The following is a 1,067-nucleotide window of genomic DNA, read 5'->3' as shown; positions in this document are numbered from 1 at the left end:
GCTGACGCACACCATCGCCCACCGGGTGGGTCGCTATCTGGAACGGCAAGGCCTGCTGGAACGGGATGTCGAAAACAGCTATCTGGCCTCGGATGCGGTGGATGACGACCCGATGACACCCCTGCTGGGGCACTCGATCACTTACCGTATCGCTGTCGGTTCACAGGCGGGGCGAAAGGTGTTCACTTTGCAAACTCTGCCGACCAGTGGTGATCCGTTCGGTGACGGGATTGGCAAGGTAGCCGGGTCCAGCCTGCACGCCGGCGTGGCGGCCAGGGCCGATGAACGCAAGAAGCTCGAACGGCTGTGCCGGTACATCAGCCGCCCGGCGGTATCCGAGAAGCGGCTGTCGTTAACACGAGGCGGCAACGTGCGCTACCAGCTCAAGACGCCGTACCGGGACGGCACCACGCACGTCATTTTCGAACCATTGGATTTCATTGCAAGGCTGGCCGCCCTGGTACCGAAGCCCAGAGTCAACCTAACCCGCTTCCACGGGGTGTTCGCACCCAACAGTCGGCACCGGGCGTTGGTCACGCCGGCAAAACGGGGCAGGGGCAACAAGGTCAGGGTGGCTGATGAACCGGCAACACCAGCACAACGGCGAGCGTCGATGACATGGGCGCAACGGCTCAAGCGTGTTTTCAATATCGACATCGAGACCTGCAGCGGCTGCGGCGGCGCCATGAAAGTCATCGCCTGCATTGAAGACCCTATAGTGATCAAGCAGATCCTTGATCACCTGAAGCACAAAGCCGAAACCAGCGGGACCAGGGCGTTACCCGAAAGCCGGGCGCCACCGGCTGAGCTGCTCCTGGGTCTGTTTGACTGACGAGCCTGAAGGCCAACGATACCAATCAAAATGCTGCGTTCACAGCGCCGCGGCAGGGATCCGCCGTGCTGGTTGTCGGAAAAGGAGCCGCTAGTGGGAAAGAGGAGGGTAAATTTTCAGCGTTGCTGGCTCCCCGTCAGCCGGATTGGGTTGCATCGCAGGGGTGTCGAAAGAGTCAACTGCGGTCCAAAGCTGTTGGACTTGGGTGAAAAGGGCGTTTATTCTTCCTATACGT

General features: G+C 60.4%; 1 pseudogene. It reads left to right on the top strand.

The features are described from left to right. Positions 1-832, top strand: a pseudogene (locus FTV04_RS16630) (IS91-like element ISVsa3 family transposase); the annotation flags it as partial. Between the last annotated feature and the right edge of the window lie 235 nt (positions 833-1,067).

It is taken from the genome of Acinetobacter sp. YH12219, from assembly GCF_013417875.1.
Lineage (GTDB): Bacteria > Pseudomonadota > Gammaproteobacteria > Pseudomonadales > Moraxellaceae > Acinetobacter > Acinetobacter amyesii.
This window is presented reverse-complemented; position numbering and strand designations above follow the sequence as displayed.